The organism is uncultured Zoogloea sp., assembly GCF_937894855.1.
GTDB lineage: Bacteria > Pseudomonadota > Gammaproteobacteria > Burkholderiales > Rhodocyclaceae > Zoogloea > Zoogloea oryzae.
Window position 1 is genome coordinate 13,528 of sequence record NZ_CALAYQ010000167.1, and the last position, 26,822, is coordinate 40,349.

Below are 26,822 nucleotides of genomic sequence, written 5' to 3' on the forward strand. Positions count from 1 at the left end.
ACCCCATGAAACTCATCGCTACCCTGATCGCAGCGTCCCTGTTTGCCCACGCCACCCTGGCCGCCAGCCCGGTCGAGGTCGACCGCATCGTGGCGGTCGTCAACAGCGAGGTGATCACCAAGGCCGAGCTGCGTCAGCGGGTCGAACAGGTCACCCGCCAGTTGAATCGCCAGGGCACGCCGCTGCCGCCGTCCGATGTGCTCGAGCGTCAGGTGCTCGAACGCCAGATCATCGAACGCCTGCAGATCCAGCTCGCCGGCGAAACCTCGCTGCGGGTGGACGACGTCACCCTCGAACGCGCCCTGGGTCGCATCGCCGACAACAACAAGCTGTCGATGACCGATTTCCGCAAGGCCCTCGAGCGGGACGGCATCACCTGGGAGCGCTTCCGCGAGGAAGTGCGCAACGAGATCCTCCTCGGCCGCGTGCGCGAGCGTGAGGTCGAGAGCCGCATCGTGGTGTCCGACGCCGAGGTGAACAACTTCCTGTCCCACCCCGAAAACGTCGTCGGCCAGGCCGAGTACAACCTCGCCCACATCCTGTTCCGCGCCCCCGAGAGCGCCAGCCCCGAGCAGCTCGCCCGCCTGCGCGCCAAGGCCGAAGACGTCGCCGCCCGCATCGCCCGGGGCGAAGCCTTCGACAAGCTCGCCGCCAGCTATTCCGACGCGCCCGACGCCCTCTCCGGCGGCAACATCGGCTGGCGCAGCGCCGAGCGGCTGCCCGGCCTGTTCGCCGAGGCCATCGCCAACCTGCGTCCGGGTGAAGTCACCCCGATCCTGCGCAGCGCGGCGGGCTTCCACCTCGTCAAGATGATTGAGCGCAAGGGCGGCAGCCAGGGTGTGCCGCCCGCCCAGGTGCAGCAGACCCACGCCCGCCACATCCTGATCAAGACCAGCGAAGTGGTGTCCGACGCCGACGCGAAGCGCCGCCTCACCGACCTGCGCGAGCGCGTCGTCCAGGGTGGAGCCAGCTTCGCCGATCTGGCCCGCCAGCACTCCGCCGACATCTCCGCCGCCAAGGGTGGCGATCTGGGCTGGATCTACCCGGGCGACACCGTGCCCGATTTCGAGCAGGCCATGGACGCCCTCAAGCCCGGCGAGCTCAGCCAGCCCGTCAAGTCGCCCTTTGGCTGGCACCTGATCCTCGTCGAGGAACGCCGGGTGCAGGATGTCTCCGACGACCGCAAGCGTGCCGCCGCCCGCAACGCCCTGCGCGAGCGCAAGTCCGACGAGGCCTATCAGGATTGGCTGCGCCAGCTGCGCGACCGGGCCTACGTCGAATACCGGCTCGAAGACAAGTAAGCCGCCCGGCTCGACGGCCCTCGCCGTCGGGCCCGCGGTGATTCCCGACAAAGGGCTGGCCCAGGTGCCAGCCCTTCGCCCTTGAAGCCCCCGAACCCAAGAACATCATGTCCCATCCCATCCTGGCCATCACCAGCGGCGAGCCGGCCGGCGTCGGTCCCGATCTCTGTGCGGCGCTGCCGCGGCGCGAGTGGCCCGCGCGGCTGGTCGTGCTGGGCGATCGGGCGATGATCGCGGCGCGGGTTCATGCCGTCGAACCCTCCGTCGACGTGATCGACTACCAGCCCGGCGCCAGCGCCCGGCCCGGGGCGATCGAAGTCCTCCATGTGCCGCTGGCCGTGCCCGCCGTGCCCGGCAGGCTCGACGCCGCCAACGGCCGCTACGTGCTCGACATCCTCGACCGGGCCATCGCCGGCTGCAAGTCGGGTGAGTTCGCCGGGATGGTCACCGCGCCGGTGCACAAGGGCATCATCTGCGATGCGGGCGTGCCTTTCTCGGGCCACACCGAATACCTCGCCGAAGCCACCGGCACGCCGCTGGTGGTGATGATGCTGGTGGGCGGCGGGATGCGCGTGGCGCTGGTCACTACCCATCTGCCGCTGAAGGACGTGTCCGCCGCCATCACCCGGCCGCTCCTCACCGACACCCTGCGCATCCTCCACGCCGATCTGGTGCGCGACTTCGGCCTGCCGGCGCCGCGCATCCTCGTCGCCGGGCTCAACCCCCACGCGGGCGAGGGCGGCCACATGGGCACCGAAGAGATCGACACCATCATCCCGGTGCTCGAACAACTCCGCGCCGAGGGCATGGATCTCGTCGGCCCGCTGCCCGCCGACACCCTGTTTGTGCCCCACACCCTGCAGCAGGGCGACGCCGTGCTGTCGATGTTCCACGACCAGGGCCTGCCGGTGCTCAAGCACGCCAGCTTTGGTGGCGGCGTCAATGTGACCCTCGGCCTGCCGATCATCCGTACCTCCGTCGACCACGGCACCGCGCTGGATCTCGCCGGCTCCGGCCGCGCCGATCCGGGCAGCCTGTTCGCCGCCGTCGAGCTGGCCATCACCATGGCCAAGGCGCGGGGGCGGGCATGATCGGTCGTCGTCGCATCCTGCTGGGCGGCTTTGCCGCGCTGGGCCTCGCGGCCTGCGGCGCCCAGCCGGTCAAGCCCGAGCCGCGCATCGCCCGCAAGCCGAAGATCGCGCTGGCCCTCGGCGGTGGCGCGGCCCGCGGATTTGCCCACATCGGCGTCATCAAGGCGCTGGAGACCAGCGGCATCGCGCCCGACATCGTGATCGGCACCAGCGCCGGTTCGGTGGTCGGCGCCCTCTACGCCGCCGGCCACGGGCCCTTCGAGTTGCAGAAGCTGGCGATCCAGCTCGATGAGGCGTCGGTCACCGACTGGAGCCTGTTCGACCGGGGCGTGATCAAGGGCGAGCGGCTGGAGCAGTTCATCAACGCCAACGTGGGCAACCGCCCCATCGACGGCCTGAAGCGCCGCTTTGCCGCGGTCGCCACCGATCTGGCGAGTGGCGAGCCGATCGTCTTCCAGCGCGGCAACACCGGCACCGCGGTGCGCGCCTCGTCGTCGATCCCCGGCGTCTTTCCGCCGGTCGTCATCGGCGGGCGCGAATACGTGGATGGCGGCCTGGTGGCGCCGATCCCGGCCCGCGAGGCGCGCGCGCTGGGCGCCGACATCGTGATCGCCGTGGACATCTCGGCGCGCCCCAGCGGCAAGCGCAACCAGGGCACGCTGGACCTGCTCCTCGACACCATCGCGATCATGGGCGGGGCGCTCGGCAAGCACGAGCTCACCGCCGCCGACGTGGTGATCCGCCCCGAGCTGCGCGGCCTTGCGGCCACCAATTTCCAGCAACGCCACGAGGCCATCCTCGAAGGCGAGAAGGCCGGCTTTGCCGCCGTGTCGCGGGTGCGCGAGGCCATCGCCGCCTGGGAACGCAGAAACTGAACGCCGCCGCCCCACGGGCCGGCGCTGCCATTTTTTACCGGAAGGAAACCCGGATGAGCGAGCAACATCAGGCGCGCAAGCGCTTTGGCCAGAACTTCCTGTCCGACCCCAACATCATCCGCAAGATCATCGAGGCGATCCGCCCCAAGGAGGGCGAGCGCATCGTCGAGATCGGCCCGGGCCTCGGCGCGATGACCGAGCCGCTGATGGAGGCCCTGGGCCACCTGCACGTGGTGGAGATCGACCGCGACCTGATTGCGCGCCTCAAGGAGAAGCACCCGCCCGAGCGGCTGACCATCCACGAGGGCGACGCACTGAAGTTCGATTTCGCCACCATCGTGCCCGACGGCGTGCCGCTGCGGGTGGTGGGCAACCTGCCCTACAACATCTCCACGCCCATCCTCTTTCACCTGGCCGAGTTTGCCGAGAAGGTGAAGGACATGACCTTCATGCTCCAGAAAGAGGTGGTGATGCGCATGGTGGGCGAGCCCGGCACCGAGGAATACGGTCGCCTGTCGGTGATGCTGCAGTACCGCTTCAACATGGCGCGGCTGTTTGACGTGCCGCCGGGCGCCTTCCGGCCGGCACCCAAGGTGATGTCGAGCATTGTGCGGATGGTGCCGCGCCCGGCGGCCGAATGCACCGCCGACGACTACGCGTTGCTGGGCAAGATCGTCACCGCCGCCTTCGGCCAGCGCCGCAAGACCCTGCGCAACACCCTGCGGGATTACCTCGACGAAGGGGATTTCACCGCGCTGGCGATCGACCCCGGTCTGCGCGGCGAGCGCCTGAGCGTCGACGACTTCGTGCGCATCGCCAATCACGTGGCAAAAAAATCGGGTTAATCGGCAAAATCCGGAAATTGACAGCAGTTAAAGATGTCTTTCGGGTGGTTTTGTTAGTTGCTGTCAAATTTGAAAAATAGGCTTCCAAGGGTGTGAATACATCACGGCCGGCCCGGCAGGGGACGAATAGATTGGAGGTGTCGCAGCGAAACCCACTCCGGGGCGTTGCGGCAAACAAAATTTTCGCCTTCAATCAACCAAGTGAGGTTTCAAATGGCTATTCGCGAACTGTCCGCCAAGGAAGTCCAGAACGTTTCCGGTGGCACCTTCTGTCTGCTCGGTGGCCTGCTGTCCTTCAAGCTGAACCTGCTCTCCAGCCTGTTCAAGTCCTGCAGCGCCCCGGCCCCGACGCCCTGTCAGCCGGCCCCCACCCCCTGCAAGCCGGCTCCGACCACCTGCTACACCGCCCCGAAGTACGGCTGCTGATCGCTGCTGAATCGGGTTGAGCCGGCCGCCTTTTGAGGTGCCCGGCACCGATGGGCCACCCCGATTCTCGAGGTGGCCCGTTGTCATTTCCAGGCAGTAGGTCATTTCGCACGCTCCGGCCGGGTTGGCGCTGTTCCCTATGGAATAGTTCTTCGCCCGTTTCGGGCAGCGCTGCCATCCTGCGCGCCATGACCCCGCCCAGCGCTGATTGCCGCATCCCGTGAACGACGATTCCCTGTTTCGAACCGAAGCCCTCGAGGCCCAGCGGACCAACTGGCTCGGGCCCGTGGTGCTGGCCCAGCCGCTGTCCTTTGCGGTGTTCGCGCTTGTCGCAGCCCTGTGCGGCGCGGCGCTGATCGCCTTCTTTGCCTTTGGCAGCTACACCAAGCGAGCCACCGTGCCGGGCCAGCTGCTGCCCGCCGGCGGATGGTCGAAGGTCTATCCCCGCGAGGCCGGGGTGGTGGTGGAGAAGCGCGTGCAGGAAGGGCAGGCCGTGCGCCAGGGCGACGTGCTTTACGTGCTGTCCCTCGACCGCCGGAGCGACACCGCGTCCAGCGGGTTGGCCGGCATCTCGGAGCAGGTCACCGCCCGTCGCAACAGCCTGCGCGCCGAGCTGGGCAAGACCGAATCCCTGCAGATCGAGCAGCGCGCCAACCTGCAGCGCAAGGAGGCCGCCTTCGATGCCGAGCTGCGCGTCATCGCCCAGTCCATCGACGGCCAGAAGAGCCGCGTCGCGCTGGCCGAGGACACCCTGCGCCGCTACAAGGGCCTGCTCGACAAGGACTACATCGCCGCCGAGCAGGTGCAGCTGCGCGAGGCCGACCTGATCGACCAGCGCTCGCGCCTGCAGGCGCTGGAGCGGGACCGGCTCAATGTGCAGCGCGAACTCACCCTGCTGCGGGGCGAGCTGACGCGCCTGCCGCTGGAGCAGTCCAAACAGATTTCCGAGCTGCGCCGGGGCCTGTCGAGCACCGACCAGGAACTGGTCGAGAGCGAACTGCGCCGCCAGGTGCTGGTGGTGGCGCCGCGGGATGGCGTGGCCACCGCGGTGACTGCCGAGGTCGGCCACAGCGTCGATGGCAGCCGGCCGGTGGTGTCCATCGTCCCGCCGGGCGGGCGGCTGCAGGCCTATCTGTTTGCGCCCAGCAAGGCGGTGGGCTTCGTGCGCGAGGGCGACCGGGTGATGATCCGCCTCGATCCCTATCCCTACCAGAAGTTCGGCCACCTGCCGGGCCGCGTGGCCCAGGTGGCGCGGGTGTCGCTGTCCAGCCAGGAGCTGTCGGCCCTCGGCCTGATGAGCGAGACGGCGAGCGCCGAGCCGGTGTATCGCATCACCGCCGACCTGGACGCCCAGACCATCCAGGCCTACGGCGAGGCGCGCCCGCTGCAGGTGGGCATGCAGCTGCAGGCCGACATCATGCAGGAGCGCCGCAAGCTCTACGAATGGGTGCTCGAGCCCCTCATCAGCATCACCGGCAAGCTGTGATGCCGACCTCAACCTGTTCCCGCCCATGTCCCTGATCCCGAGCCTGCCCCCTTTCCTTGGCCGCAGCTTGCCGGTCATCCTGCAGACCGAAGCCACCGAGTGCGGCCTCGCCTGTCTCGGCATGGTGGCCGGCTACCACGGCCGGCGCACCGACCTGGCCCAGCTGCGGCGCCAGTTTTCGATCTCCCAGCATGGCGCCACCCTCGGCCAGCTGATCGGCATCGCGGGCGCTCTGGGCCTCGCCAGCCGGCCGCTGCGGCTGGATCTGGAAGACCTGGACCAGCTGCGTACGCCGTGCATCCTGCACTGGAACCTCAACCACTTCGTGGTGCTCAAGAAGGTGACCCGCCGCGGGCTGATCATCCATGATCCGGCCAGCGGGCTGCGCCGGGTGAGCCTGGACGAGACCTCGCGCAGCTTCACCGGCGTGGCGCTGGAGCTGTGGCCGTCGGCCGATTTCAAACCCTCGGCGCCGCCGCCGGCGATCCGTTTTCGCGATCTCATCGGGCGCGTCGATGGCCTGCTCGGCGCCGGTGCCCAGGTGCTGGCGCTGGCGGTGGCGCTGGAGATCTTCGCGCTGGTCAGCCCCTTCTACCTGCAGTGGGTGATCGACCACGTGCTGGTGTCGGCCGACCGCGACCTGCTCACCACGCTGGCGCTGGGCTTCGGGCTGCTGCTCATCATTCAGGAGATCTTCGGCGCACTGCGTTCGTGGATTCTGCTGCACATCGGCACCAACCTCAGCCTGCAGTGGCGCACCAACGTGTTCGCCCATCTGGTGCGGCTGCCGGTGTCGTACTTCGAGCGCCGCCATCTGGGCGACATCGTGTCGCGCTTCGGGGCGGTGGACGAGATTCAGTCCAAGCTCACCGCGTCCTTCTTCTCGGCGCTGATCGACGGGCTGATGTCGGCGGTCACGCTGGCCATGATGTTCATCTACAGCCCGCCGCTGGCCTGGCTGGCGGTGGGGGCGATGGTCGCCTACGGGCTGATCCGCGCGATGTGGTTCCGCCCGTTGCGCCTCGCCACCGAGCAGGAGATCGTCCATCACGCCAGCCAGCAGTCGCACTTCCTCGAGACGGTGCGCGGGATCAAGGCGGTCAAGCTGTTCCAGCGCCAGAATGAGCGGCGTTCGAGCTGGCTCGGGCTGGTGGCCGAGCAGGTCAATGCCGGCGTGCGCACCCAGCGCCTGTCCATCGCCTTCCAGACCACCAACGGGCTGCTTTTCGGGCTCGTCGGCATCGCCATCCTGTGGATGGGGGCCCGGCTGGCGCTCGACGGGGCGATGACCGTTGGCGTGCTGATGGCCTTCAAGGCCTACAAGGACCAGTTCGACAACCGCGTTGCCGGGTTGGTGGAAAAGTATTTCGAGCTGCGCATGCTGCGTTTGCAGGGCGAGCGGCTGGCCGACATCGTGCTTACCAAGCCCGAATCCGCGCCAGCCCTGGCTCAGACCGCCGACACCGTGCCGGTGCCGGAGATCCGCCTGCAGGGCGTGCGCTTCCGCTACGCCGAGACCGACCCGTGGGTCGTGGACGGCATCGACCTGACCATCCCGCCCGGCCAGTCGGTGGCCTTCGTGGGCCCGTCGGGCTGCGGCAAGACCACGCTCATCAACCTGATCCTCGGCGTGTTTCCGCCCGGCGAGGGCGACGTGATGATCGGCGACGCCAGCCTGCGTCGCAACGGCGGCGAGGCGATGCGCAGCGTGGTGGGCACGGTGATGCAGGACGACACGCTGTTTGCCGGCTCCATCGCCGACAACATCTGCTTCTTCGACCCGACGCCGGACCGCGCCCGTATCGAGGAATGCGCCCGCATGGCGCAGGTGCACGAAGAGATCGCGGCGCTGCCGATGGGCTACAACACGCTGGTGGGCGACATGGGCACGGTGCTCTCGGGCGGGCAGAAGCAGCGCCTGTTCCTGGCCCGGGCGCTGTACAAGCGGCCGCGCATCCTGATCCTCGACGAAGCCACCAGCCACCTGGACGTGGAGAAGGAGCAGGCCGTGAACCAGGCCATCCAGTCCCTCAACCTGACCCGCATCCTGATCGCCCACCGGCCCGAGACCATCCTCAGCGCCGAGCGCGTGGTGGCGCTGGGCGGCGGCAAGGTGGTGGAGGACATGACCATCACCGAGCTGCTGGCTCGCCAGAACGGTGCGCCGGCCGTGGCGGAGGCCTCCTGATGCGCCGCCTCGCCCTGGCCCTGATGTTCGCGGCTGCCTGGGGCAGCGCCGCCGCCTTCGATCCGCTGGTGAGCGGGCGTGATCTGGCGAGCCTGCCCCAGCCGGGCCAGTTGCCGCTGGACGCCGAGCTGGTGGGCGGCCCGGCCTGCCCGGGGCCGCTGCCGGCGCCAGTGGCGGGCGGCACGATCAGCCTTGCCGAGGTGGTCAAGCGCGCCCTGTGCCGCGATCCGCGCACTCGCGCGGCGTGGGCGGAGAGCCAGCTTCAGGCGGCCCGGCTGGGCGCGGCCCGGTCGGCTTATCTGCCGACCATCAACGGCACGCTCTCGCGGGCGAAGACTGGCCAGACGGTTGCCCAGGGCGGCAGCACGGCGCGCAACGACGGCTCAAGCCGCGTCGCCCAGTTCGACCTCGCCTGGAACCTGTTCGATTTTGGCCAGCGCGAGGCCAACGTGGACAGCGTCCGCCAGACCCTGCTGGCCGCCGTCGCCAGCCAGAACCTGGGCGTGCAGACGGTCTTTCTCGACGCCGCCAACGCCTACTTCGCGCTCCTCAGCGCCCAGGGCGAGCTGGCGGTGGCCCAGGAGGTGGAGCGCATCAACCTGCAGAGCTTCATGTCGGCCGAGGCCAAGCACGCGGCCGGGGTGGGCGACCTGACCTCCAAGCTGCAGACCCAGACCGCCTTCGCCCAGGCCGTGCTGGCCCGGGTGCGGGCCGAAGGCACGCTGGCCAACGCCCGCGGCCGGCTTGCGGTGGCGATCGGCGAATCGCCGGATCGTCCGCTGGCGGTGGATGCGGACGACGCGCTCCTGCCCGATACGAGCTTCGTGAAGGGCGTGGGCGAGATGCTCGAACTGGCCCAGGCCAGCCATCCGGAGCTCGCCGCGGCCCGCGCGCGGCTGGCGGCCGCCCGGTCGCGCATCGCGGTGGCCGAGCGGGCCTACCTGCCGACCCTCAGCGTGGCGGCGAGCCGCAGCCATACCGGGCGCGACTTCAGCGCCGATCTGCCGGACATCGCCCAGCGCGACCGCAGCGTGGCGCTGCAGCTCTCGGTGCCGATCTTCGACGGCTTCTCGCGCCACTACCAGACCCGCGCCGCGAAGGCCGAGTTCGATCTGGCGTCGGCCGATTTGCAGAGCGTGGAGCAGAAGGTGGCGCTGGAGGTGTGGCAGGCCTGGCAGGGCCTGCAGAGCGAGACCCAGGCCCTAGGCAGCACCGAGAAGCTCCTCGGCTATGCCACCAAATCCCTGGAGGTGGCCCAGGGGCGCTTCAAGGCGGGCGTGGGTTCGACCCTCGAACTGCTGGAAGCCCAGCGGGCGATGGCCGACGCAGCCCAGCAGCGCATCAACACCCTGGCCACCTGGCGGGCGACGCGGCTGCGGCTGGCGGCCAGCCTGGGGCGGATCGGCTTCTGGAGCGTGCGCTGAAGGCGCGTGCCGCCCGGGCGGGCAGCACGCGGGGCGGTGCTTACTGGGCGCCGAACTTCACGTTCACGCCAGCGATGAACAGGGTGTCGTTCTGCTTGGCCGGCGACGTGGCGAGGCTGTCGTAGCGGTCCTGGAAGCTGAGCGTCAGGTTCATCGTCTTGTTCATGGCAACGGAGAGGCCGGCGTCGAAGATCGCGCGGTATTCGCCGGTGTCACGCAGGTTGGGGAACAGCACCAGGCGCTGGCGGAAGCTGGTGGTCTCGGTGAGGCGGTGGGTGGATTCCTCGCCGAGGATCAGCTCCGGGCTGCTGTAGTTGCGGCGGCTGTCGCCATCGATGATGACGCCCGGGGACATGTAGCGGTCCGCCTTGTAGGCCACACCGCCGAAGACGTCCCAGGTGGTGTCGGCGTTCTTGATGAGGTGGTAGCCCAGGCCGCCGCTCAGCACGCCGCGCAGGGCGAGGTGCTTGAGCTGGTCGTGTTCCAGGTCGAGGCCGCCGAAACCGAAGAGCTGCTCGTTGAGGTTGTGGTCGTAGCGGGTGCCAGCGCGCCACATGTTGGCGGTGGTGCTGGTGTCGTTGTCCTTCTTCGACTGGGCGAACAGGGCCTGGCCGTACACCGACAGCTTGTCCACGGCGGTGACGCGGGCGGCGTCCACCACCAGGTTCAGGCTGCTGTTGCGGGCGTTGCCGGTGGACATCGACATGCCGGCACCACCGGCGCCGCGCCACTGGCCATCGGCGGGCGGCGCGTCGGCAAAGGCGCTACCGCAGGCCAGCAGGGAGGCGATGCCCAGCATGGAAATCTTGTTCATCGTTGTTATCCTTTCTTGCGAGTTGAGCCCGGAACGGGACCGCCGCAGGATAGGAGGGGGCGCCAGGATGCCCTGTGGCAACGTCTGCAAGAGGGACAAAAGTTTGCAAAACACGCAGCCATCTGCCGTTAAATGTCGTAAAAAACCCGGCTGCGCCACAGGGCGGAGCCGGGTTTCGACATCGGGCGGCGCAGGCCGCCGGCGGATGGTCAGTCCTTCTTCATGGGGCAGGTGTTCATGCCCAGCAGCGGATACACCGGGCAGAAGCCGGTGAGGCCGGTGGCCAGCGGCACGACGCCGATCCACGCCCACACCGGGCCGCCGAGGGCCGCCCAGGCCACCAGCGCCACACCGGCGCCAATCCGCAAAACCTTGTCGATACCGCCCACATTCGTTTTCATGATGGCCTCCTGGCGCACTGGTTAGTTGAGTGAGCGTATTTCAGCATCTGCTGATGGGAGCGTCTGTAACCAAGGTTACATAGCCGCCGGATGGCGGATCAGCCGCCGGCAATCCGGCGCAGGCCGGCCGGGTCGAGGATCTCGATCTGCTCCCGCGACAGGGCGACGAGACCCTGGGCGGCGAAGTTCTTGAGCAGCCTGGAGACGATCTCGCGCACGCTGCCCAGCTCGTCGGCAAGCTGCTGGTGGGTGGTGTGCAGGCGCTGGCCCTTGCCCAGCAGCAGCGCGGCGAGGCGTTGGTCGAGCTTTCGAAAGGCCACTTCCTCGATCAGCTGCATGAGATCGGCGATGCGCTCGGAGAACAGCTGGAACACGAAATCCCGGAACGCCGGCTCGGCCAGCAGGGCCTGAAAATCGGCGCTGGGCAGCACCAGCAGGGTGGTGTCGGTCTCGGTGATGCCGCGGGCGTTGTAGGGCGTGTGGCCGAGCAGGCAGGCCGAGGAGATCACGCAGGTTTCGCCCGGGGCAACCCGGTAAAGCGGCAGCTCGCGTCCGTTGGGGGCGGCCTTGACGACGCGGATGCTGCCGTCGATCACGAAGGGGAAGCCCTGGCACGACTGGCGCTCGTCGAACACCGGCGTGCCGGGCGGCAGCTGCATCTTCCGGGCGCGCTCGGCCAGGCGCTGGCGGGCGGCCTCGGGCAGCGCGGCGAGGATCGGGTAGAGGGCGGGCAGCGTGGCCGGCAGGGCGTCGGTGTTCATGGCTCAGGCGAACTCGACGATCACGGGGGCGTGATCCGAGGGGCGTTCGAGCTTGCGCGGGGTCTTGTCCACCACGCAGGCGGTGCACTTTTCGGCCAGCGGCGGCGACACCAGCAGGTGGTCGATGCGCAGGCCGAAGTTGCGGCGGAAGGCCATCATCCGGTAATCCCACCACGAGAAGCTCTTTTCGGGCTGCTCGAAGAGCCGGAAGGCATCCACGAGGCCCAGGCCCAGCAGGGCCTTGAAGGCGTCGCGCTCGGGCACCGAGACGTGGATCTCGTGCTCCCAGTCGGGGTGGGCGTCGCGGTCTTCCGGGGCGATGTTGTAGTCGCCGGCCAGCACCAGCCGGGGCGTGACAAGCAGCTCGGCGCGCAGCCAGCCAGTGAGGGCTTCGAGCCAGGCCAGCTTGTAGGCGAACTTGTCGGAACCGACCGCCTGCCCGTTGGGGAAGTAGCCGCACACGATGCGCACGCCGTCGAGCGTGCCGGCGATGATGCGCTTCTGGTCGTCGGCAAAGCCGGGGATGTCGAAGCTCACGTCGGCCAGCGGCTTGCGGGTGAGGATGGCCACGCCGTTGTAGGTCTTCTGGCCGTTGAACTGGGCCTGATAGCCGGCAGCTTCGATCTCGGCCAGGGGAAAGGCCTTGTTCTCGCACTTGAGCTCTTGAAGGCACAGGGCGTCCGGCTGGTTGACGGCCAGCCAGTCGAGCACGTGGGGCAGGCGGACCTTGAGGGAGTTGACGTTCCAGGTGGCGATCTTCATGAAGGCTTGAAATCCAGTGGTGGGGCGGGTTTTGCGTTTTTGTTGTGCGGTTATCTACACAATCGCTGAAGGGGTTTCAGTGATTGTGCCAGCCGTACGTCTGACCGTGTTCGTGCTTTACGCTCGCGTTGCGGCCAAGGCGGTCGATTGCCGTGACGATCGGCACGTCACCTTCCCGCACGCATGCGAGTAGGGCGGACATGGCCGGGCGCTGGGTGGCTGCCTCCGCGTCTCGCCCCTCTGGTTGTTCGTCAGCGTAACCTACCCCCGCGCCGCCCGCTCGATCCGCTCCTTCAGATCCGCCGGGGCGTAGAACACGAAGGCCGCGCCCTGCTTGAACCGCTCCAGAAAGCCCAGGGCCTCCAGATCGATGAGATCCGTCCGGGCGGTCTGATACACCACGCTGTGGTACTGCTGATGGGCGCTCACCCGGTAGGCCTCGCCGGGGTTGCGCAGGGCGTGGGTGAGGAGCGTCACCTGCCGGTGATTGAGTCGGCTGCGTAGTGCCGGGGCGCTCGCCAGCAGGCGTTCGGCGTCCTTCTGCTCGTGCGTCTTGCGGGCCAGATACGCGTAGAGCGCCTCGATGGCCTTGCGGATGATGTCCAGTTGGTGGAGCACGAAGTACGTCGTGTCGCCGTTGTCCGTCTCGGTGTGGAGGTAGGCGGTCACGTACTGGGCTGGCGCCTGGCGGAGGAACTGGGAAATGGACAGGAACTCCATCAGCCAATAGCCGCTGCGCGCCATGGCCCAGTAGAAGAGGGCGCGGGCGGTGCGGCCGTTGCCGTCCACAAAGGGGTGGTCGTAGCCAATCATGAAGTGCAGCAGGATCGCCCGCACCACCGGATGGACGAAGGGTTCGGCGTGCTCGTCGGCATTGGCGAAGGCGCACAGGCGCTCAAGGCGGGCGGGCAGCTCCTCCCAGTGGGGCGGTTCATGCAGCACGGTGCCGGTGCGGTTGTCGACCACCCGCACATCGTCGCTGTGCCGCAGGCGGCCGGCGTCTGCCGGGTCGTCCAGCGTGTCGGCAGTGAGCATGCGGTGAAGCTCCAGGATGCGTTCGGGCGTGAAGGGCTCGTTCCGCAGGCTCCGGATGTGCGCCATGGTGGCGTAGTTGTTGAAGATCATCGCCTCGCTGCGGTCCCGCGGGCGGCGCCCCTCCCGCAGCATGGCTTCGGCAACCCGCCGCGTGGTGGAGGCGCCTTCGAGCTGGCTTGAGGTGATCGCCTCCTCAATCAGCGAATGCAGCAGGTAGCGTTCCCGGTTCTCGTGGATCGGCGCGCCCACGGGCGCCCGGATCTGCCCCGCAGCGTCCCGGTCGATGTGATGCAGGTGGATCTGCACCGGCTCGGGCATCGCAAAGCGGAAGGACTGCCCCCGGTTGTCGAGCAGCGGTAACGGCTTGAACGCAGGCGCCCGACCCAGCCAGATCGACAGCCACCACTCCTCAAGGGTGAAGCCTTCCGGTGGTGCGCGGTGGCGCAGCTCGTCCCAATGCAGATAGCGGCCGGCGCCAGCGGTCTGGGGGATCTCGATGAGCCGAGCGAGCGTCTCGGGCTGCAGCTTTGAAAGCAGGCCGGTGGGGTCTGGCGGTGGCAGGGGAAGTTTCATAAAACTACTAATTTATGTGCTTTTTAGTAGTTGTTAGTGTAGTCCGGTTGCCCAGATTTATGAATAGCTGGTCGCCGGAAGAGCAGGAAGCCGGACGCTGCCCGGTGAAGCCGACCAATGGCTTTCAGGTCGAGGCGTCGAAAGGGGGAATGGCCTCACTGCTGGTTCGAGACTGCCCGCGCCTTAGCGGAAACGCTGACTGAATGACTGTCACCAAGGCGCTGGCTGCACCAGGGGCCCTCTGGTCGGCGGGTAGTCTTGAACTCTCTGGGCTCAGAAGCGGATCGCCAGACCGGCCGTGGCGCCTACGGCGCGGGCGTCGTTGAGGTTGCTGCGGTCGGTGCGCAGGCCCGCGTAGAAGGGGCCGTAATGCACGGCGGCGCCGGCGCTCTTGAAGCGGGGTTCGTAGGAGACGCGCAGCAGCAGGCCGTCCGCACGGCCCCAGCTGGCGTTGGCTTCGGGGAGGATCAGCCCGCGGGTGGCGGCGAGGCCGGCGCCGACGCTCCAGCCCGGCTGGCTCCATTCGACGGCGGCCGCGGCCTTGGGCTTGAGCTGCAGGGTGTAATCCCGGTAGCGGTTGGTGCCGGTGATCTTGGCGACCGCCGAGGGACTGTTGAACTCCAGCGGCCAACTGGCGTTGTTGAAGTCCTGGGTGAGCTGGGGCACGTTGTTCCAGCGCAGCTGGCCGAAGAGGTCGGTCAGGGCCGCGCTGACCCGCAGGTCGTCGCGGGGGCGCCACTGGAGGCCGAGATCGATGGCCCGGCCCCAGCCGTTGTCGGTCTGCTCGCGGGTGGCGGGGGCGAAGTCGTTGAGGTCGGCTCGGTCGGGCGAGGTGTAGTCGAGCCCGGTGTAGAGGAGCTCGCGGCGACCATTGACGGTGGCCACGCCGCCGCCGCTGACGGCGCTGCCGCTGACCGACTCGACCCGCAGCGTGCCGGCCTTGAGCAGGTTGACGGCGACGCCAACGGTGAGCCGTTCGCTCATTGCGCCGGCCCACGCGAAGCGCAGGCCGTCGGCCGAGTAGCCCTTGAAGCGGTAGTTGAGCTTGTAGTGTCCGCTCTGGGCGAGGAGGCTGTCCGGGTCGTCGAAGGCGGCGTAGATGCGCACGGTGTCGCGGCTGCCTTCGCCCATTGCATCGACCCGCTTGAAGGTGCCGAACGTCCAGCCGCCGTACGACTGGCTGACTTCGGCGCGGCCGAAGCCGACGGCGAGGTTGCGGCCCGGACGGGGCGTGGGCGCGTCGCGCCAGGTTTCGGCGATCCGGTGGGCGGGCACGAAGTCGTCGGCGGCAAAGCCGGTGGCGGTGGCGCGGAGAGTCGGGCGGGCATCGGCGACGGCCGGGTTGGTGATGGCCATCAGGTCGGCGGCGTCGGCGAGGGCCAGCGCGGGCAGGCTGGCGAAGCCGAGGATGAGCAGGTTGCGCATGGGTCGGGCGGTGCGGGGTGGAACGAAAAAGCGGGCGCCAGGCGCCCGCTTGGTGTGGTGGATGGACGGCAGACCTCAGATCAGCGATTCGAACGTGCCATCAATGAAGCTGGCGCGCTGATTGCTGATGGTGCCGAGGCTCGTGCCATCGGCATTCTTGATGGTGCCAGATCTTGCGCTGGCGACATAGGTCAGCGTGATGCCGTTGCTGTTCTTGATCTCCCAGTTGAAGCCGTCGGTAACCGGGGTGGCCTTGCCGGTGAGGCTGAGGCCGTTGAGGCCGGTCAGGGTGAATTCACCCTTCGGGCTGGCGTAGCCGTCGGTGTTGTTGACGGACAGGGCGATGCCGATGCCGGTGACGCCGGCCGACTTGTAGGCGCTTCCGGTAAAGCCGATGGTGACCTTCACGAAGTTGCTGGCGGACTCGGCCAGATTGCCGTTGTAGGCGCTCTGGTCCTGGCTGGCGGTGAGGGTGCCCTCGAGGAACTTGAACGGGGTGGCGGCGGTGATGTCGGTGAAGCTGCCGACGAAGCGACCCGTCTTGGGCGACACGGTGCCATCGAGGGAGGTGGTCATGTCGCTGAGTTCGAGGCTGCCGTCGAAGCGGTGGTGCGGGCCGGTGAGGCTGCCTACGAGCTTGGCCGTCTTTTTGGCTTCGTCTGCCGAGAACTCGGTGACCGCGACCCGCAGGGTGCTGGTGGTGCCGTCGCTCTTGAGGGTGTTGAGCGTGCCGTTGCCGGACCACACCTGGCTGCCCTTGGTGCCGCTGTAGGTGAAGTTGGTGTCGATGGCGGTGCGGGCGCCGTCGGCGGTCATCGGGTAGAAGTTGCCCTTGAGGGTGTTCTTGCCGGTGATGTCGCGGCTCATGGTGCCGGTGAGGCCGCTGAGGGCAGTGCTAACGCCGGTGGCGAGGTCGCGGGTATGGGTGACTTCCCAGGTCACGCTGACGCCATCGGCGCCCGGACGCAGGAGGATGCGGTAGCCCTTGCCGGTTTCCGGCGAACGCACCAGACACACCACTTCGGTCGGCGCGGTGGCGGCGGTGAAGCCGCAGGAGCCGGTGTTGTTCTGCACCGAGGTGGCGGAACCGAGGTAGATCTGCTCGACGGCGTTCACCATCAGGGTGAGGTTGTCGAAGGTCTTGGTGACGTCGACGCCGTTCTGGAAGTCGGCTTTCAGGGCGGCGTTCTGCTTGTCGAGGCTGCCGGTGCCAGCGCTGTTGGAGATCGACAGGATGCTGGTGCGCAGGTCGGCGAAGATCTGTTTGGCCTGCTGCAGCGAGGTGCCGGCGGCGAGGGCGGTGCGGGCCTGTTCCTTGGCGGCGGTGGAATCGGTGGTGAGGCTGGTGCCGGTTGCGATTTCCTCGAGGCTGGCCTTGGCCGTGTCGTCGGCGTACTTGGTGACGGCGGCGGTGAGGCCGGCCTGCAGCCGGGTGTCGTCGATGCTGTCGAGGGTGCCATCCTTCAGGTCGTCGGCGAGGGTGGCGGCGAGGTCCGCGGCGTTGGACGACAGGCTGCTGGCGACTTCGGCGAGGGCCGCGAGCTTGGCGGCGAGCTTGCCGGCTTCGGTGCTGTCGAGGGTCTTGCCGCTGCCGCTGTTGAGCAGGGTGGGCGGCGCGAACATGTCGCCGACCTGGAACATCACCTGGACGGTGGCGTTTTCCTGCTTGATGGTGTCGGTGGTGGCGCCGGCCGTGAGGGCGGTGCCGGAGGTGTCGAGCACTTTGCTGGCCGCGAGGTTGGTGAGGATGTTCACCCCCAGATCCTGGCGGAGGCTGTCGACCACGGCGGCGAGCTTCTTGGTCGGGCCGAAGGGCTTGTCGGTGCCGCTGGCTTCATCGAAGTAGGTGCAGGTGTCGGAGCCCTTGACGGTGGCGATCACCGCGCCGGTGTAGTTGCTGATGGGAATCGTGGCCTTGCCGTTGGTCCCGACGGTACCGGAGCCGAGCGCCTCGCCGGTGCTCTTGCGCAGTTCGACGGTACAGCCCGTGGAGAACTGGCCGAGGGAGGGGGTGACGGTGACGTCCACCGATGCGGGGGCTGCGGTCGTGCTGGAACTGCCGCCACCGCCTCCGCCACAGGCTGCGAGGGTGAGGGCGCCGGCTACGGCAAGGGCGACAGGGGAAAGGCGTACGGCCATGTATTTTTCTCCTAAGTGAAAATCAAATTTGTTGGTTTTGTTGATTTTGCGAGAAAGTTTTTACGGCCGATATCCATTCGACTTGAGCGCGCGGGCGATGCTTTTTGCGTGCAGCCTGAATCGGGTGTGCGCCCGAAAGGTTCTGGATGCGTGTTGCAACCGCGGGCAGGTCGGGCGCGGAGCGCCCGCCTGCCGGGTTGTCGGGCGGTCAGATCAGCGATTCGTAGCTGCCGTCGATGAAGCTGACGCGCTGTTTGCTGATGGTGCCAAGGGTGGTGCCGTCGGCGTTACGGACGGTGCCGGCGCCGGCGGCGGTCGAGTAGCTGACGGTGATGCCGTTGCTGTTCTTGATCTCCCAGGTCCAGCCGGTGGCGGTCTGGGTGGCCTTGCCGGTGAGGGCGAGGCCGTTCAGCCCGTTGAGGCTGAACTCGCCGCGCTGGCTGGCGGGGCCGTCGGCGTTGGTGGCGGAGAGGATCAGGCCGATGCCAGTGACGCCCGCCGACTTGTAGGCGGCGCCGGTAAAGCCCAGGGTCTGGCGGATGTAGTTTGTGGTGCTCGGGGTGAGGTCGGCGTTGAAGGCGCTCAGGTCCTGGCTGTAGTTGACGGTGCCTTCGAGGAACTTGAAGGGGGCCGCCGGGTTGGAGATGTCGGTGAAGCTGCCGACGAGGCGGCCGTTCTTCGGCTCGGTGGTGCCGTCGATGGCGACGGTCGGCGTGCCGATCTCGAGGTTGCCGTCGAAGCGATGGTGGGGGCTGATGAGGCTGCCGACGAAGCGCGAGGATTTGGTGCCCTGGTTGCCGGCGGCGTCGCTGACGATGACCTTGAGGGCGCTGCTGCCGTCGCCCTTGAGGGCGTCGAGGCTGCCGCTGCCGGCCCACACCTGGGCGGCATCGCGGCTGCCGTCGTAGGTGAAGCTGAAGCTGGCCACGGTGCGGGCGCTGTCGCCGGTCATCGGGTAGAAGTTGCCGGATGCGCTGTAGCGGCCGGACGCGTCGCGGGTGAGGGTGCCGGTGAGGCCCGTGAGGGGCTTGCTGGCGCCGGTTTCAAGGCTGCGGACGTGGGTGAGTTCCCAGGTCACGCCGTTGGCGGCGGGGCGGACGGTGGCGTGATATTCGCGCTTGGTGCGGCCCGCGATGAAGGTGCATTCGAAGTAGTGGGCGGTGGAGGAATCGGGAACCATGCAGGTGCTGTCGCCGCTGCCGACGGAGGGGCCAATGGGGCTGGTCAGTGTGTCGGCAGCCCAGGCCATCAGCGAGAGGTGGTCGATGACCAGCACGGCATCCACGCCATGCTGGAAGTCGCCCTGCATGAGCGCGTTCTGCTGGTCGAGGGAGCCGGTGCCGGCGTCGTTGGCGATGGACAGGATGCTGGTGCGCAGGTCGGCGAAGATCTGCCGGGCCTGCTGCAGCGAGGTGCCGGCGGTGAGGGCCGTGCGGGCCTGATCCCTGGCGGTCGCGGCGTCGGTGACGAGGTTGGTGTTGGCGGCTGCGTCGGTGAGGCTGGCCTTGGCGGAATCGCTGGCGTACTTGCCGATGGCGGCGTCGAGGCCGGCCTGCATGCGGCTGGCGTCGATGCTGTCGAGGCGGCCATCCTTCAGGTCGTCGGCGAGGTGGCTGGCGAGGCTGGCGACGCCCATCGACAGGCCGTTGGCGACTTCGGCCAGCGCGGCGAGGCGGGTGGCGAGGCGCCCGGATTCGGTGTTGTCGAGCACCTTGCCGCTGCCGCCGTGGATCAGGACGGGCGTTGCGAACATGTCGCTCACCTGGAACATCACCTGGACGGCGGCGTTTTCCTGCTTGATGGTGTCGGTGGTGGCGCCGCTGGCGAGCGAACCGCGGGAGGTGTCGAGCACGCGGGTGGCGGCGAGGTTGGTGAAGATGTTGATGCCGAATTCCTGGCGCAGGTTATCGACCACGGCGCTGATCTGGCTGCTGGCGTCGAAGGGCTTGTCGGTGCCGCTGGCTTCGTCGAAATAGGTGCAGGTGGGCGAGCCCTTGACGGTGGCGATCACGGCCCCGCTGTAGCCGCTGACCGGGATGACGGCCCTGCCGTTGATACCGACGCTGGCGCTGCCCAGCACTTCGCCGGTGGCCTTGCGCAGCTCGACGGTACAGCCGGGGGAAAACTGGCCGAGGGATGGCGTGACCGTGATGTCCACGGAGGCGGGCGTGGCCGCCGGGGTGCTGGCGCTGCCGCCGCCACCGCCGCCGCAGGCCGAGAGGGTGAGGGCGCCGCCGAGGGCGAGGACAAGGGGAGTGAGTCTGGGAGCCATCCGTTCTTCCTGTAGTGAAAACCGTTGCTATTGATATCGGGTAGTCGAACTGCAAGGGTATCATGCAATCCACCTACTGTTGATATCGACAGTGAGTTTTTCTTGTGCTGGACGGAATGTCGCCAGACAGCAGGCGAGCGCACCCGGCCTGCGGCGCGAGGCGGCAGGCGGGGGCGGATTGGCGGGAGGCTAGCGTTTGCTGGCGGGGTAGCCAGCGTTGTCGAGGAGGCCGTTCCAGGCGGAAGCGGCGAAGCCCATTTCGGTTTCACGGCCGACGGTGAGGGTCGGCACGAAGGGCTCCTTGCCGAAGCGGGCCTTGAAGGCGGCGACGTCTTCGGCGGTTTCCAGCTTCGTCTCCGAGAAAGGCACGCCGCGCTGGTTGAGCAGGGCGCGGCCGTCGTCGCAGGGCTTGCCGCATTCGCGGCCGGTGTACAGGGCGACCGGGTAGGTTTCGGCGGCCTTGCGGGTGGCGAAGGGCAGCTGGGCGTTGCCCTTGTTGGGCTGGACCTTGCGCTCCTCGAACTGCTTGACCTCCTGGGGCGGGGGCTGGTCGCTGTATTGCACGCGGCCGTCCTTGTCCACCCAGCGATAGGCGGTCTGGGCCGCGGCCGGCAGGGCCGCGGTGAGGAGCATCAGGGCGAGGAGGTGTCGGCTTGTCATGAGGTCACCATGCCACTGTGGCGCAGGAGGGCGTCCACCTGCGGTTCGCGGCCGCGGAAGGCCTTGAACGAGTCGAGCGCGGGGCGGCTGCCGCCGACGGCAAGGATCTCGTTCCAGAAGCGTTCGCCGGTCTCGGCGTCGAGCACGCTGCCCTTGGGGCGGCCGCTCTCCTCGAAGGCAGCGAAGGCGTCGGCGGAGAGCACCTCGGCCCACTTGTAGCTGTAGTAGCCCGCCGCGTAGCCGCCGGCGAAGATGTGGCTGAAGCTGTTGGGGAAGCGGTGCCATTCGGGCGGCACGAGCACGGCGACTTCCTTGCGCACCTCGGCGAGCAGGTCCATCACGTGCTGGCGGGACGGGTCGAAATCCATGTGCAGCAGCAGGTCGAACAACGAGAACTCCAGCTGGCGCACGGTCTGCATGCCGCTCTGGAAGTTCTTGGCGGCGAGCATCTTGTCGAAGAGTTCGCGCGGCAGGGGTTCGCCGGTGTCGGCGTGGGCGGTCATTTCGCGCACCACGTCCCATTCCCAGCAGAAGTTTTCCATGAACTGGCTGGGCAGCTCGACGGCGTCCCATTCCACGCCGTGGATACCCGACACGGCGAGGTCATCCACCCGGGTGAGCAGGTGGTGCAGGCCGTGGCCGGCTTCGTGGAAGAGGGTGATCACGTCGTCGTGGCTGAAGGTGGCGGGCTTGCCGCCGACCGGGCCGGGGAAGTTGCACACCAGATAGGCCACCGGCGTCTCGATGCCGTTGCCGAGGCGGCGGCGGGTGATCGCCGAATCCATCCAGGCGCCGCCCTTCTTGGTGTCGCGGGCGTAGAGGTCGAGGTAGAACTGGCCGATGAGCTGGCCTTCGCGTTCGATGCGGAAGAAGCGTACGTCCGGATGCCACACGGGGCCGGCGTCGGGCTTGATGTCCACCTGGTAGAGGCGCTCCACCACCTTGAACAGGCCGTCCAGCACCTTGGGCTCGGGCAGGTATTCCTTCACTTCCTGCTCGGAGAAGGCGTACTGGGCGACCCGCAGCTTCTCGGACACATAGGACGCATCCCACGGCTCCAGCGGGTCGAGGCCCAGCTCGTCCTTGGCGAAGGCCTTGAGTTCGGCCAGATCGCGCTCGGCGAAGGGCTTGGCCTTCACGGCGAGCTCACGCAGGAAGCCCAGCACCTGCTCGGTGGATTCGGCCATCTTGGGCACCAGCGAGACGTCGGCGTAGTGGCGGTAGCCGAGCATCTTCGCTTCTTCGGCGCGCAGGGCGAGGATCTGCTTGATGAGCGGGCCGTTGTCCCACTCGGGCTTGCTGTAGCCGTTGTCCACCTCGGCGGCGCGGGTGGCGTAGGCGCGGTAGAGCGTCTCGCGCAGGCTGCGGCTGTCGGCGTACTGCATCACCGGAAGGTAGGACGGCATCTTGAGGCCGAACTTCCAGCCCTCCACGCCGGCCTTCTCGGCGGCTTCGCGGGCGGCGGCGATCACGTCGGCGGGCAGGCCGGCGAGCTCGGATTCATCGGTGACCACGTGGCTGTAGGCGTTGGTGGCGTCGAGGATGTTCTCGGAGAACTTGGCGCCAAGGCCGGCCATCTCTTCCTGGATGGCCTGGAAGCGGGGCTTCTGGTCGTCGGGCAGCTCGGCACCGGAGAGGCGGAAGCCGCGCAGCTCGTTGTCGATGATGCGCTGGCGGGCCGGGCTGAGGGTGGCGAAGGCCTCGCTATTCCGGATCGATTTATATTTTTCAAAAAGCTTAAGGTTTTGCCCCAATTCGGCGTAAAAACGAGTGACCTCGGGCAGCATGACGTTGTACGCCTCACGCCATTCGGGAGTGTCCATCACGCTGTGCATGTGCGCGGCGATGCCCCAGGCGCGGCCGAGACGCTCGCCATCGTTTTCGATGGGTTCGACGAAGTTGTCCCAGGTGGGCGGCGTGGGGTCGTCCTGCAGGCGCGCGATGGTGGCGCCCAGGGCGTCCAGCAGGCTGCGCACGGCGGGCTCCACGTGGGCCGGCTCGATCGCGTCGAAGCGCGGCAGGCCGGAAAGATCGAGAAGGGGCGAGGTGGCTGGCGTTGTGGTCATGGTTGTCGGGGCGTGTTCGATTGAATGGTTTTATTGTGCCGAATTCCGGGCGGGGTGTCGCCTATGCTGCGGATAGGCGCGTATGTCTGACATGGGGTTGTATGAATTGGTTTGAAAGGGGCACGGTGTGACCGACAAGGCGTTGAATCTCACGGAGCAGGCCTTCCTGCACACGATTTCCCAGGAACTTGAGGAAGGCGAGCTGCGCTTTCCTACGTCGATGGAAGTGACGATGCGGGTGCTCGAGGCGCTCGACGACCCGGACATGGATCTGGGCCGGATGTCGGCGATGGTGGCGGCCGAGCCGCTGCTGGCGGCGCGTACCGTGGCGCTGGCCAACTCGGCCTGGTACAACCCGGGCGGCCGGTTGGTGACCGACGTGCCGAAGGCGCTGGTGCGCATCGGCTTCGGCAAGCTGCGGGCGCTGGCGATGGCAGTGGCGGCCGAGCAGCTGATCCACCGGGATGTGCTGGGGCCCTTCCAGCCGATGATCCGCAAGCTGTGGGCCCACTGCGTGGACGTGGCGGCGACGGCTTCGGTGCTGGCGCGCAGGTGCACCAAGCTCGACCGGGACGCGGCTTTCTTCGCCGGCATGGTGCACGACATCGGCCAGTTCTTCCTGCTGGCCCGCGTTTGGGAATACCCCGAGATGCTGAAGGACGACAGCCCGTTGTCGGATCTGGTGCGGGTGTGGCACGCGCCCATCGGACGGGCGGTGCTGGCGGCGATGAACATGCCCCAGGAACTGGTGGAGGCGGTGGACGACCCGGAACTGTACGGCGGCGTGTGGCCGCCCGACTGCATCCCGGATCTGATCTTCGTGGCCAACCTGATCGCCGAGACGCCCAACCCCTTCTCGCCGGAGCCCGAGGATCTGCGCCGCGGCCTAGCCAAGGCGGCCACCCTCGGGCTGGACGAAGTGCGGCTGGCCGAGGTACTGGCCGAGTCGGAGGAGGAGCGGAAGGCGCTGACCGACCTGTTCAAGGTGGTCTGAGCGCGCACTGCCCCGCAATAAAACAACCCGCCGGAAGGCGGGTTGTTTTATTGCGGGGCCGGAAGAGCGCGGCTGGTCAGAGGGTCTGGCCGGTGAGCTTTTCGTAGGCTTCCACGTACTTGGCGGCGGTGCGCTCGATGACTTCGGCGGGCAGCTTGGGGCCGGGGGCAACCTTGCCCCAGTTGAGGGTCTCGAGGTAGTCGCGCACGTACTGCTTGTCGTAGCTCGGGGGGCTGATCCCCACGGCGTAGCTGTCGGCGGGCCAGAAGCGGGAGGAATCCGGCGTCAGGGCTTCGTCGATGAGGTGCAGGGTGCCGGCGGCGTCGATGCCGAACTCGAACTTGGTGTCGGCGATGATGATGCCGCGGGTGGCGGCGTAGTCGGCGGCCTGGGTGTACAGCGCGATGGCGGCGTCACGGGCTTCGGCGACGAGCTGGGCGCCGGTCTTGCCGGTGCCCTTGAGGGCGTCGGCGAGGAGGGCGTCGGTGCGGGCCTGGGCTTGCTCGAAGCTGATGTTCTCGTCGTGATCGCCCACGTCGGCCTTGCTGGCCGGGGTGAAGATCGGGGCGGGGAGCTTCTGGGCCTGCTGCAGGCCGGCGGGAAGCTGGATGCCGCAGATGGCGCCGGTTTCCTGGTAGTCCTTCCAGCCGGAGCCGATGACGTAGCCACGCACCACGGCTTCGATCGGCAGCGGGGTGAGACGCTTGACCACCAGCGCGCGGCCGTGGACCTGCTCGCGCTCGTCGGCGGCGACCACGGTTTCCGGGTCGATGCCGGTGAGCTGGTTGGGGACGATGTGGCCGAGGCGGGCAAACCAGAAGCCGGCCATGGCGGTGAGCACTTGGCCCTTCTGCGGAATCGGATCCGGCAGGATCACGTCGAAGGCCGACAGGCGGTCGGAGGTGACGATGAGCAGCTTGTCGGCGTCGACGGCGTAGATGTCGCGCACCTTGCCGCGGCCCAGGAGGGCCAGGCTGCGGATGGAGGATTCGAAGAGCGGAGTGGTCACGGTCGAAAGTCCGTTGGACAAAACGAGATTATAGCGGTGAGGGGAGGGTGTGACGAGACGCGCGCACCCTCCGCGGGGATGGGGCTAGTGCCCGGCCTCGGCTTCGGCCAGGTGCTTGCGCATGCGGCGGGTGCCGAGGGCGACGATCAGGGCGATGACCGGGATCGCCGCGGCGGTGAGGCCTTCGGGGGTGAGCGGCTCGATCTGGTGCTTGACGCCCTTGGCGAGGTATTGCACCAGCTGCGAGGCGTAGTAGGTGATCGCCACCACCGACAGGCCCTCGACGGTTTCCTGCAGGTGCAGCTGGAGCTTGGCGCGGCGGTTCATCTGGGCCAGGAGCTCCTGGTTCTGGCGTTCCAGCTCGACCTCGACCCGGGTGCGCAGGAGCTGGCTGTTGCGGGCCACGCGGCTGGAGAGATCCTCCTGCCGGCGGGCCATGGTCACGCAGGTGTTCATGGCCGGCAGCAGGCGGCGTTCCATGAATTCGTGGAAGGTCGGCAGGCCGGAGATGCGCTGCTCGCGCAGTTCGGCGATGCGCTGCATCACCAGGCTGTGGTAGGCCCGGGCGGCGCCGAAGCGGAAGGTGGTGCGGGCCACGGAGTGCTCGACCTCGGCAGCCATGGTGGTGAGGTCGGCCAGCACGCTGCGCTCGTCCTCGGGCGTGCGGGCGCTGCCGGTGCGGTCCATCAGGTCGGCGAGGCGCTGCTCGGCGGTGCCGATCATGCGGCCCACGTCCTTGGCCACCGGGAAGGCCAGCAGGGCCATCAGGCGGTAGGTCTCGATCTCGACGAGGCGCTGCACGGTGCGGCCCGACTGGCGGCGGGTGAGGGACACGTCGATCACCAGGAAGCGCGAGAAGCCGTCTTCGAACAGGAAGTCGGTGAACACCCAGGCGGCGCCGTCGGCCACCTTGGCGCCGACCATCTGGGTGCCGGTGGGCGACAGCTTGGCCATCACGCTCTCGGGCGTCACCTCGGCGGCGGAGCGCAGCTCGACGTGGGTGGCGACGATGAGCTTGCCGGGCATCTGGCGCAGCCAGTCCTGGGGCACCACGGCGAGGGCCGAGGTGCTGCCGTCCAGTCCTTCGCCCCGGGCCACCGGGCGGAAGAAGGTGTAGCTGGAGAACTCGTTGTGGAGTTCCCACTTGAGCTGGAAGCTGCCGAAGTCGATCAGCCGGTGGCTGCCTTCGGCGTCGATGGGCTGGCCGAGGCGGGCGCCCAGATCGATCAGGTGCTCGAGCGCGGCGCCGGCGGGCTCGCCGTTGTGATGCATGGCGAGGTAGCTGATCAGCGTGGGGCTTTCCAGCGGCACCGGCGGGCGGGCGTGGAATTCGTCGTTGAGGGCCTGGCGCAGGTCGTGCTCGGCGAAGTAGTCGGGCAGGGTCATGGTGTCAGGTGAACGGCGCTGGCCGCGAGGCGTGATCGGGCAGCCATCTTGCCGTTACGGCAGATGGGCTGGCAAGGTCGGGGAAACCCGCGCCCGTGGCGGGTGTCACACCTTGTTGTTGCGGTGCAACAAAATCAGCGGATCAGGATCAGCCCGAGGGTGCCGAGGAGGCCGGCGGCGAGCACCACGAAGCCGATGCCGAGCTGGCGCACGCGGCCGCGGAGTTCTTCGGTGGCGCGGATGAGTTCGGCGTTCTGGGTGGCGAGGGCGGCGAGGAGTTCGGCGCTTTCCTGCTGGCGGGCGCCCACGTCGGCAAGGCGGGCGTCGAGGGCGTCGATGCGTTCGCCGACCGAGGGCGCGCTGCTGGCCGGGGTTTCGGGCGGGGCGGGCGGTGTGGCTTCGCGCTTGCCGACCTTCTGCCACAGCTTGCGGGCGCCCTGGGCGAGCTCGGGCGCCTTGGCGATGACGTCGGTCCAGGGGATGGCGCTGAACAGGGCGGACCAGGGCACGGGCATCGGGGAATGTCTCCAGAAAATGAAACAGGGCCGGAAATCTCCGGCCCTGAGTGTGACACGCGGCGGCGGGCGAAGTGCCCGGCCGGGCCTAGCTTAGCGGATGACCTGGTTCAGGGCGCCGCTCTTGTAGGCTGCGGCGATCTTGTCGAGGTTGATCGGCTTGATCTTGCTGGCGTTGCCGGCGGTGCCGAAGGCTTCGAAGCGGGCCTTGCAGACCTGCTTGGCGGCTTCACGGGCCGGCTTGAGGAACTCGCGCGGGTCGAACTTGGAGGGGTTCTCGACGAAGAACTTGCGGATCGCGCCGGTCATGGCGAGGCGAATGTCGGTGTCGATGTTGATCTTGCGCACGCCGTACTTGATGCCGCGGACGATCT

General features: G+C 68.0%; 23 protein-coding genes. 9 read left to right on the forward strand and 14 right to left on the reverse strand.

Features of this window, described 5'->3' with window-relative positions; all coding sequences use genetic code 11:
* The first annotated feature begins 5 nt into the window (after window positions 1–5).
* The 8 genes from Q0672_RS18595 to Q0672_RS18630 all read left to right on the forward strand — a co-directional run bounded on the left by Q0672_RS18595 (window position 6) and on the right by Q0672_RS18630 (window position 9,636).
* Window positions 6–1,301: a peptidylprolyl isomerase gene (locus tag Q0672_RS18595; RefSeq protein WP_153162602.1), complete on the forward strand. Its 1,296-nt coding sequence runs from the start codon at window positions 6–8 to the stop codon at window positions 1,299–1,301.
* A 107-nt stretch (window positions 1,302–1,408) separates the two neighbouring features.
* Complete coding sequence (gene pdxA, locus Q0672_RS18600; RefSeq protein ID WP_298624674.1) at window positions 1,409–2,392, forward strand: 4-hydroxythreonine-4-phosphate dehydrogenase PdxA; 984 nt, start codon at window positions 1,409–1,411, stop codon at window positions 2,390–2,392.
* Window positions 2,389–3,267, forward strand: a complete 879-nt coding sequence (locus tag Q0672_RS18605; RefSeq protein WP_298624676.1) for a patatin-like phospholipase family protein — start codon at window positions 2,389–2,391, stop codon at window positions 3,265–3,267. Before pdxA ends, Q0672_RS18605 begins: the two co-directional genes overlap by 4 nt.
* A 53-nt stretch (window positions 3,268–3,320) precedes the next feature.
* Window positions 3,321–4,112: a 16S rRNA (adenine(1518)-N(6)/adenine(1519)-N(6))-dimethyltransferase RsmA gene (gene rsmA, locus Q0672_RS18610; RefSeq protein WP_298624678.1), complete on the forward strand. Its 792-nt coding sequence runs from the start codon at window positions 3,321–3,323 to the stop codon at window positions 4,110–4,112.
* A gap of 213 nt (window positions 4,113–4,325) precedes the next feature.
* Window positions 4,326–4,538, forward strand: a complete 213-nt coding sequence (locus Q0672_RS18615; RefSeq protein ID WP_298624680.1) for a hypothetical protein — start codon at window positions 4,326–4,328, stop codon at window positions 4,536–4,538.
* Between the two features lie 220 nt (window positions 4,539–4,758).
* Window positions 4,759–6,024, forward strand: coding sequence for an HlyD family efflux transporter periplasmic adaptor subunit (locus Q0672_RS18620; RefSeq protein ID WP_228111944.1), 1,266 nt, complete (start codon window positions 4,759–4,761; stop codon window positions 6,022–6,024).
* A gap of 25 nt (window positions 6,025–6,049) precedes the next feature.
* Entirely contained in the window at window positions 6,050–8,212 is a 2,163-nt protein-coding gene (locus Q0672_RS18625) for a peptidase domain-containing ABC transporter (protein WP_298624683.1), read from the forward strand.
* On the forward strand, window positions 8,212–9,636 hold the full coding sequence (locus Q0672_RS18630; protein WP_298624685.1) for a TolC family protein: 1,425 nt from the start codon (window positions 8,212–8,214) through the stop codon (window positions 9,634–9,636). The genes Q0672_RS18625 and Q0672_RS18630 overlap by 1 nt, the downstream gene beginning before the upstream one ends.
* 40 nt (window positions 9,637–9,676) lie before the next feature.
* On the opposite strand, the gene Q0672_RS18635 is transcribed toward Q0672_RS18630, so the two are convergent.
* The 10 genes from Q0672_RS18635 to Q0672_RS18680 form a co-directional block, all read right to left on the reverse strand.
* Window positions 9,677–10,450, reverse strand: coding sequence for a DUF481 domain-containing protein (locus Q0672_RS18635; RefSeq protein ID WP_298624687.1), 774 nt, complete (start codon window positions 10,448–10,450; stop codon window positions 9,677–9,679).
* Window positions 10,451–10,659: 209 nt separating this feature from the next.
* The gene (locus Q0672_RS18640; protein ID WP_153162594.1) at window positions 10,660–10,851 is read right to left on the reverse strand and encodes a DUF2892 domain-containing protein; all 192 of its coding nucleotides are present in this window, start codon (window positions 10,849–10,851) and stop codon (window positions 10,660–10,662) included.
* A 98-nt stretch (window positions 10,852–10,949) separates the two neighbouring features.
* Window positions 10,950–11,612, reverse strand: coding sequence for a Crp/Fnr family transcriptional regulator (locus Q0672_RS18645; RefSeq protein ID WP_298624688.1), 663 nt, complete (start codon window positions 11,610–11,612; stop codon window positions 10,950–10,952).
* Window positions 11,613–11,615: 3 nt separating this feature from the next.
* Window positions 11,616–12,374 carry an exodeoxyribonuclease III gene (gene xth / locus Q0672_RS18650; protein ID WP_153162592.1) on the reverse strand — a complete coding sequence of 253 codons (759 nt, stop codon included), beginning with the start codon at window positions 12,372–12,374 and terminating at the stop codon, window positions 11,616–11,618.
* Between the two features lie 261 nt (window positions 12,375–12,635).
* Window positions 12,636–13,982 carry a Fic family protein gene (locus tag Q0672_RS18655; protein ID WP_153162060.1) on the reverse strand — a complete coding sequence of 449 codons (1,347 nt, stop codon included), beginning with the start codon at window positions 13,980–13,982 and terminating at the stop codon, window positions 12,636–12,638.
* Between the two features lie 273 nt (window positions 13,983–14,255).
* The gene (locus Q0672_RS18660) at window positions 14,256–15,407 is read right to left on the reverse strand and encodes a DUF5723 family protein (RefSeq protein ID WP_298624689.1); all 1,152 of its coding nucleotides are present in this window, start codon (window positions 15,405–15,407) and stop codon (window positions 14,256–14,258) included.
* Window positions 15,408–15,482: 75 nt separating this feature from the next.
* On the reverse strand, window positions 15,483–17,546 hold the full coding sequence (locus tag Q0672_RS18665) for a hypothetical protein (protein ID WP_298624690.1): 2,064 nt from the start codon (window positions 17,544–17,546) through the stop codon (window positions 15,483–15,485).
* Between the two features lie 208 nt (window positions 17,547–17,754).
* Complete coding sequence (locus tag Q0672_RS18670; RefSeq protein ID WP_298624691.1) at window positions 17,755–19,818, reverse strand: hypothetical protein; 2,064 nt, start codon at window positions 19,816–19,818, stop codon at window positions 17,755–17,757.
* A 189-nt stretch (window positions 19,819–20,007) separates the two neighbouring features.
* A complete protein-coding gene (locus tag Q0672_RS18675; protein ID WP_298624692.1) occupies window positions 20,008–20,478 on the reverse strand; it encodes a DUF4124 domain-containing protein in 471 nt (156 codons plus the stop codon).
* A complete protein-coding gene (locus Q0672_RS18680; protein WP_298624693.1) occupies window positions 20,475–22,544 on the reverse strand; it encodes a M3 family metallopeptidase in 2,070 nt (689 codons plus the stop codon). The genes Q0672_RS18675 and Q0672_RS18680 overlap by 4 nt, the downstream gene beginning before the upstream one ends.
* Before the next feature lie 127 nt (window positions 22,545–22,671).
* Between Q0672_RS18680 and Q0672_RS18685 the strand changes: the two genes are divergently transcribed.
* The gene (locus Q0672_RS18685; RefSeq protein WP_298624694.1) at window positions 22,672–23,538 is read left to right on the forward strand and encodes an HDOD domain-containing protein; all 867 of its coding nucleotides are present in this window, start codon (window positions 22,672–22,674) and stop codon (window positions 23,536–23,538) included.
* 76 nt (window positions 23,539–23,614) lie between these two features.
* Here the strand turns inward: Q0672_RS18685 and Q0672_RS18690 are convergent, their stop codons facing one another.
* The 4 genes from Q0672_RS18690 to Q0672_RS18705 form a co-directional block, all read right to left on the reverse strand.
* Window positions 23,615–24,547 carry a phosphoribosylaminoimidazolesuccinocarboxamide synthase gene (locus tag Q0672_RS18690; protein WP_298624695.1) on the reverse strand — a complete coding sequence of 311 codons (933 nt, stop codon included), beginning with the start codon at window positions 24,545–24,547 and terminating at the stop codon, window positions 23,615–23,617.
* 84 nt (window positions 24,548–24,631) lie between these two features.
* Window positions 24,632–25,933, reverse strand: a complete 1,302-nt coding sequence (locus Q0672_RS18695; protein ID WP_298624696.1) for a DUF3422 family protein — start codon at window positions 25,931–25,933, stop codon at window positions 24,632–24,634.
* Window positions 25,934–26,067: 134 nt separating this feature from the next.
* Entirely contained in the window at window positions 26,068–26,448 is a 381-nt protein-coding gene (locus Q0672_RS18700; RefSeq protein WP_153162068.1) for a hypothetical protein, read from the reverse strand.
* A 93-nt stretch (window positions 26,449–26,541) separates the two neighbouring features.
* The coding region (locus Q0672_RS18705) for a class II fructose-bisphosphate aldolase (RefSeq protein WP_298624697.1) at window positions 26,542–26,822 on the reverse strand (281 nt) is incomplete at its 5' end.